Genomic DNA, 7,100 nt, shown 5'->3' on the forward strand with positions numbered 1-7,100 from the left:
AAAGGAAATGCAAACCGACGTTTGGTTTGAACCAGAAGTAGTTGTTGAAGTTCTAGCTGCAGAAATTACCAAAAGTCCTCATCATACTTGCGGTCTAGCTTTAAGATTTCCACGATTTCTACATTTTAGAGATGATAAGAAAGCTGAGCAAGCAACTACATCTAAAGAAGTTGAAGTGATTTATGAGAAATAATTATTCTTCGATATATCTATCAATTGATCCATTAAGTTTGCAGCCTGGCGGAGCTCCCAAGAAAATTCTTGATATTTCACCTTCTTGGAAAACTACAACGTCATAAGAACCGTCCTTGTTATAATCAGTACCACAGATCAGCTTCTCACCATATAATTTAATGCAAACATCTTGCATCTTATCATCATTAAAATCACCTACAGCAAATTCAGGTTTGCTTTTTTCAATACCTTCTGCCATCCCATTTTCCTTACCAGCTAGATAATTTTCATCCATACTTCGCTGATTCGACAAATTTCTAGAAAAATAAGTTCCGCTTCCTCCCATGGCAATACCTACAACCAAAGTTAAAGCATATTTTAATTTAGACATCTATGACCTCTTTTTTTAATTAAGTCTTAAAACTATATAAAAGAAACACTTTAGGATTATATAAAGTATATACTAATCAGTATGTATAATCTGGAACTTTTTAGTTAAAATACACTTTAGTTATTTTTGGTATCTGCTTAAATTATCAAAGAATTCATGGACTGTACTTCTAATATAAATTATTTTGAAGTCCATATTTATGGAAAAAGTCCGTCTACAAAAAAGATAACTATTTAGGTAATCGTCCGTCTTTATAAAAAAGCGGTTCCTTTCTCTTATCATAATAAACTCTTTTAGGAAATTGACCTATGTCTTCTCAAATTCTAACCAGGGCATTTCTCACCTATTCCCTGGCCCTCGTTTTCTTGTTTGAAAATCCAACCGCTGCACAGAATAACGACTCAATTCCACTAAAGACAAATGTCCCTGAAGAGCAATTGATATCGGATCTTGAATCATTCGTTCCTGAATTAATGGAGCGTGCTGAGGTTCCGGGACTCTCAATAGCCATCATTCGGGACGCTGAGATTATCTTGCATGGGGCTTACGGTGTCAGAAATATCAACACTAAAGAAGCGGTCAATGATAGCACGATTTTTCAAGCCGCCTCCCTGAGTAAAACCCTCTTTGCTTACGCCGTTTTGAGAATGGTTGAAAAAGGTGAACTTGATCTGGACACGCCATTATCGGATTATTTTGGCGCCGCTTACATTAATAATGATGACCGGGTCCATCAAATAAGCGCACGCACAGTTTTGAGCCATACAACCGGATTCCCAAACTGGCGGCAACCACGGGACGGTGACTTGAAAATGCATTTCAGCCCTGGAGAAAAGTTCAGTTACTCTGGTGAGGGATATGTTTACCTGCAAAGAGTTGTGGAAAAATTGGCGGATAAATCATTCAATGATTTTATGGCTGAGAGTGTTTTTGAACCGTTGGGAATGCGTCACAGCAGCTACGAATGGCGAGAGGCATACGCTAACAATTTAGCGGTTGGTCACGGCGAATTTGGCGTCCCCATCGATCGTGACCCCATGACAAAAGGCAACGCAGCTTTTAGTTTATACACAACTGCAATCGATTATGCCAAATTCATGATCGCAATCATGACAGGAGCTGGCCTGGCAAAAGAAACCATCAGGGAGATGCTCTCCCCGCAAATTTATTTAAATGATGATTGCCTGAATTGCACCCAAAATTCGACATCAAATCTTTCTGAAATAAATGCCTGGGGACTTGGCTGGGGGTTGCAATTGACCGATGAAGGCACTTCTTTCTGGCATTGGGGGGACCAGGGAATTTTTCGCTGCTATACCGTTGCTTTTCAAGAGCAGAAAATCGGCATGATCTACTTTACAAACAGCGAAAACGGTCTTGCCATTCGTGATGAGCTCGTTCAAAAAGCTATTGGCGGTTATCATCCGGCGTTTTCCTGGCTGCATTACGATTCGTATAAATCTCCGGGGAAGAAATTCGCGAAGCTGATCGTCAAACAAGGGATGGCGGCCGGAATGGCCTTCCATGATTCCTTGAAAAATGAAAGTAAAGACGCTGCCGTTTTTGATGAAAGAGCGATTAACAGGTTGGGGTATCACTTTCTATTGTCAAAGCAATTCGATAAAGCAATTGCTATTTTTAAATTCAATATCAAGGGATATCCCGATTCATGGAATGTTTACGACAGCCTGGCTGAAGCTTATATGAAGGATGGGCATGATGAGCTGGCCATCAAGTATTATGAAAAGTCATTAAAGTTGAATGCTGATAATACAAACGGCAAAGAGATGTTGGAGAAAATCAGAACTGCTGCAAAATAGCTGGAAGCACTCATGATCAAAAATTACCTTAAAATCGCCTTTCGAAATCTTACCCGACACAAAGGGTATTCATTTATGAACATCGCCGGTTTGGCTATCGGTATGACATGTTGTCTTTTACTTTTGCTGTATGTCCAGGATGAACTCGGCTATGATAAATATCATGAAAAGGCAGATCGAATTTACCGGTTCGTGACCGACTGGGAATCAAAAGACCAAACTTTTCCCAATGCGCTTTCTTCAGCCCCGATGGCCCCGCAACTTTTGAGCGACTTTCCTGATATCAAAGAAGCCGTTCGATTTATGCAATCTTTCAACGACGTTTTGGTTACTTATGGGGATAAACGATTTTTTGAAAAACGCTTTTTTTATGCCGACGCATCGGTTTTCGATGTATTCACCTTTCCACTACTAACGGGGAATCCGGAGACGGCTCTCGCAGATCCGTTCTCAGTGGTCATAACGGAAGAGATGGCCGAAAAATATTTTCCGGATGAAGATGCGACTGGCAAAATACTGCGGGTTGATAACAAAAATGAATTCAAGATTACCGGGGTTATGCAAAACGTGCCCTTCAACTCGCACTTCCATTTTGATTTTTTAGCATCCTTTAGCACGGTTAATTCCATGCAGGGGGCGCAAATATTAAATAGCTGGACATACAATCCGTTTTTTACCTATGTCCTGCTGCCTAAGAATTACCCTACTTCAGAGCTGGAAGCCAGATTTCCACAATGGGTTGAGAGCTTTGTTGGTGATACTTTACAAAAACTGGGGTGGAGCTGGCGGCCCTGGCTTCAGCCCTTGACGGATATCCATCTTCACCCGCTCGGCAATGAAATTCAACGCGGCAGCAGCATCAACAACGTTTATATTTTCTCTACAATTGCATTTTTCATTCTTTTGATCGCTTGCATTAATTTTATGAACCTGGCGACCGCTCGAGCGGCCGTGCGTGCGAAAGAAGTTGGACTTCGAAAAGTAATTGGCGCAAATCGTCTGCAGTTGGTCAAACAATTCCTTGGTGAATCACTGGTTTTTTCTTTCATCTCACTGGTGATTGCAGTGCTTCTGGTGGATTTGCTTTTGCCGGCCTTCAACAATTTGACAGGGAAAGGGATAGAGATTCACTACACCGAAAATTTTACACTCTTAGCTGGCTTTGCGGTAATTGCCCTGTTTGTCGGGCTTATTTCGGGAAGCTATCCCGCATTTTTTCTGTCGGCTTTTCAGCCGGCAACCGTCTTGAAAGGAGTTGTAAAATCAGGTTCGAAGAGTTTTACCCTTAGAAGGATTTTAGTCGTGACGCAGTTTGCTATTTCCATTTTTCTAATAATCAGCACCGTCGTTGTCGTCAATCAGCTTCTTTTTATGAAGAATAAAGATCTTGGACTGAATCAGGAACAGGTTGTGGTCATTCCGGTCCGCGAGAATAGGGTGATACAAAGGTTTGAATCAGTAAAAAGCGAGCTGCTGCAGAACTCATCGATCAGAGGGGCGGCCTGGGCGAATCGACCGCCAGGAACAGGAGCCTCCGGAAGCAGCGTGCGCCTGGAGAGCAGCGATTCCAATAAAATGAAATCGATGAAGTTTTTGCTCGTAGACCACGATTTCCTCAACACCCTCGAAATCGAGATAGCTGCCGGCCGCGGTTTTTCCCGCGAATTTTCGACGGACGCTAATGAAGCTTTTGTCATCAATGAGCAAGCCGTAGCAGATCTCGGTTTCTCGAAGCCCGGGGAGGCAATTGGAGAGCGGATCATCTGGGCAGGTCACAAAACCGGTACCATAGTGGGAGTTGTTAAGAACTTCCATTTTCAACCGTTGCGCGTTTTCATGCAGCCGCTGGTCATGCACATCTCTCCGGAAGGACTTCAAACTCTGCTCGTTCGAATCTCGCCAAATAACATCCCGGCGACTTTAGATTTCTTGCGAACAAAATGGAGTGAATTCGCTCCGAATTGGCCGTTTGTCTACTCTTTTCTCGATGAGGATTTCAATAAACTTTATGGTGTTGAGGAGCGATTTGGCAAGATCTTTGGCAATTTTACTTTTTTAGCTATTTTTATTGCCAGTCTTGGTCTCTTCGGTTTGGCCTCGTTTACTGCGGAGCGCCGTACTAAGGAAATCGGTATTCGCAAAATCCTTGGGGCTTCCGCAGCCAAAATTATGGTGATGCTTTCCGGGGAATTTACAACCCTTGTCCTGCTCGCAAATCTGATCGCCTGGCCAGTCGCTTATTATTTTATGGATCAATGGCTGCAAGGCTTTTCATTCCGTATTAATTTAGTTTCGCATTTGTGGGCTTTTGCTGCTGCCGGCTTTCTTGCACTTTTTATTGCATTGCTTACAGTAAGCTACCAGGCAATCAGGGCCTCACTCGCCAACCCAGTTGAAGCGTTGCGGTATGAATGAAGTGTTAAAGTTTAAACACTTGAACACGCAAACACTTAACCATTTATTTAAAGAGGTAATGATGAAGTTGAATGTTCTAATCTTCTCGATTTTACTAATGACTAGCATTTTTTCTCAAAGTTACGCTGGCGACGATGACCCAAGCAAAAATCGCAAACAGATAAAAGCGAACAAAATTAATCCTGACCCACCCCGGCTGGATGGTTTTTTGGATGACGAAGTCTGGCAACACGCGGAATTCACTTCGGAGTTCTTTCAGAAAGATCCAAACGAAGGCGAACCGGCAATGCATAAAACGGAAGTGGGTTTTATGTATGATGAAAGTTCGCTCTACATTGCGGCGCGTATGTATTTCGAGAACCCCGATGAGATTCACGCTTATGTGACCCGCCGAGATAAAGCCGGTAATTCCGCGCGCATCATCATATCACTTGATACTTACCTGGACCGGCGAACCGCGTATACTTTTGGCCTCACAGCCGGAGGCTCCCGGTTCGATTATTATCATCCTTCCGACCACGAGCGTCGCCGAGAATCGTCCTTTGATCCGGTTTGGGAGGGTAAAGTCCAGATGACCGATTACGGCTGGAGTGCGGAAATGCAAATTCCTTTTTCACAGCTTCGGTTCAAAAATCAGGATGAGCAGATTTGGGGTGTGAACATAAACCGCTGGATTCCAAATACAAACGAAGATCTCTACTGGGTTTTGATTCCAAAGGATGACACCGGCTGGTCGTCAAAGTTTGGCAACCTGGTGGGAATTAGTGGTATTCAGCCATCAAGAAGAATCGAGCTGCTTCCTTACAGTGCGAGCAGCGCAAGATACACCAGCGACACCGACCCGCTCGATCCTTTTAACGACGGCAGTAAATACGATTCCCGCGTTGGCCTGGATTTGAAGATGGGACTCGGCTCGAACCTGACCCTGGATGCCACCGTGAATCCAGATTTTGGTCAGGTAGAAGCAGATCCCGCTGTGGTCAATCTTTCCGCTTTCGAAACCTTTTTCAGAGAAAGACGCACGTTTTTCATCGAAGGTCGTCAATTATTTGACAATAACGGGCCGACTTTTTTTTATTCCAGAAGGATCGGCGCCCGGCCGCACGGTTCAGCGGAAGCTGATTTTCTTGATAATCCTGATAACACTACCATCATCGGGGCGGCAAAAATCACCGGGCGGCTGAATTCCGGACTTTCAATTGGCGTGCTGTCGGCAGTTACCTCCACAGAACATGCCGATACCTTTACTGCCGCTACCGACTCGACTGCAGAAATTCGCGGCAAAACAAAAGTTGAACCGCTGAATGGTTTTGGCGTCGTGCGTCTGCAGCAGGAGTTCGGCGCTTCGCAATCTACTGTCGGGTTGATGTTAACCGGGGTAAAGCGGGATGTCTCAAACGGCTCTGCTCTGGCTGAGATTTTAAATAAACAAGCCTATACCGGTAATTTTGATTGGAATCTCCGTTTTCAAGGCGGCAAGTATGTGCTCTCCGGTTACGCCGGATTTTCACACATTAACGGAGATCCGCTGGCCATTGTTGGAGCACAGCGCTCCAGTGCACGCTACTACCAAAGACCGGATGCGACACACGTTCGCCTCGATTCAGCAAGGACATCTTTATCGGGCTACGCCGCTTCTGTCAGATTTAACAAAAATAGCGGTGAACACTGGCTTTGGGGCACCGGCATCTCAACTGAGTCCCCGGCATTTGAATTGAATGACGCCGGCATTCTTTCCGGTGCCGATGGAGTCGGAAGTTCGGGATTTTTGACCTATCGCGAAACCAAACCGGGAAAACTTTTTCGCGATTACTCTTTCGATTTCTCAGCCTTTGCCGAATGGAACTTTGAAGGGATTCGTACTTTTGGGATACTTGACTTTTTCTTCAATTCTACGTTTAAGAACTTTTGGAACACATCGCTACATTATCACTACCTGCCGCAAAATCAGAGCTGGACTGCGACCCGCGGTGGACCGCTTATGGCTACCGCCTCCAATCACCATGTTATGACAAGGATCTCGAACAATCGGGCCTCCAACTTTAACTGGCGAACCCGCGTGTCATATATCTGGAATGATCTCGATGGATTCGATTTTTCTACAAGCGCACGGTTTTCATTCAAGCCCACTGATGCTTTGGAGCTTTCACTCGAACCCGAATACGAACGGGAGCGAACAGCACGCCAGTATTTCGACGAATTCGGGAATGGCAGAGATGTCACTTTTGGTCAACGATATGTTTTTTCTGCCATCGATCGCAGCACCCTTTCTACCCAAATCCGCTTGAACTACGCTATCA

At 44.4% G+C, this 7,100-nt stretch carries 5 protein-coding genes; 4 read left to right on the forward strand and 1 reads right to left on the reverse strand.

The window, feature by feature from the left end; genetic code table 11:
* Positions 1-193, forward strand: a 193-nt coding sequence (locus IH879_16705) for a DNA ligase (GenBank protein ID MCH7676568.1), incomplete at its 5' end; no start/stop codon positions are given.
* Here the strand turns inward: IH879_16705 and IH879_16710 are convergent.
* Positions 194-565, reverse strand: a complete 372-nt coding sequence (locus tag IH879_16710; GenBank protein ID MCH7676569.1) for a hypothetical protein — start codon at positions 563-565, stop codon at positions 194-196.
* A gap of 308 nt (positions 566-873) precedes the next feature.
* Between IH879_16710 and IH879_16715 the strand changes: the two genes are divergently transcribed.
* The 3 genes from IH879_16715 to IH879_16725 all read left to right on the forward strand — a co-directional run.
* On the forward strand, positions 874-2,385 hold the full coding sequence (locus tag IH879_16715; GenBank protein ID MCH7676570.1) for a serine hydrolase: 1,512 nt from the start codon (positions 874-876) through the stop codon (positions 2,383-2,385).
* 12 nt (positions 2,386-2,397) lie between these two features.
* Positions 2,398-4,800, forward strand: a complete 2,403-nt coding sequence (locus tag IH879_16720) for an ABC transporter permease (GenBank protein ID MCH7676571.1) — start codon at positions 2,398-2,400, stop codon at positions 4,798-4,800.
* Positions 4,801-4,861: 61 nt separating this feature from the next.
* A partial coding sequence (locus IH879_16725; protein MCH7676572.1) for a carbohydrate binding family 9 domain-containing protein occupies positions 4,862-7,100 on the forward strand: 2,239 nt, incomplete at its 3' end.

The organism is candidate division KSB1 bacterium, assembly GCA_022562085.1.
Lineage (GTDB): Bacteria > Zhuqueibacterota > Zhuqueibacteria > Oceanimicrobiales > Oceanimicrobiaceae > Oceanimicrobium.

Excerpts from the sequence above, each read along its gene's own strand:
- IH879_16710 (MCH7676569.1), bottom strand. The coding sequence starts at position 565 with ATGTCTAAATTAAAATATGCTTTAACTTTGGTTGTAGGTATTGCCATG.
- IH879_16715 (MCH7676570.1), top strand. The coding sequence starts at position 874 with ATGTCTTCTCAAATTCTAACCAGGGCATTTCTCACCTATTCCCTGGCC.
- IH879_16720 (MCH7676571.1), top strand. The coding sequence starts at position 2,398 with ATGATCAAAAATTACCTTAAAATCGCCTTTCGAAATCTTACCCGACAC.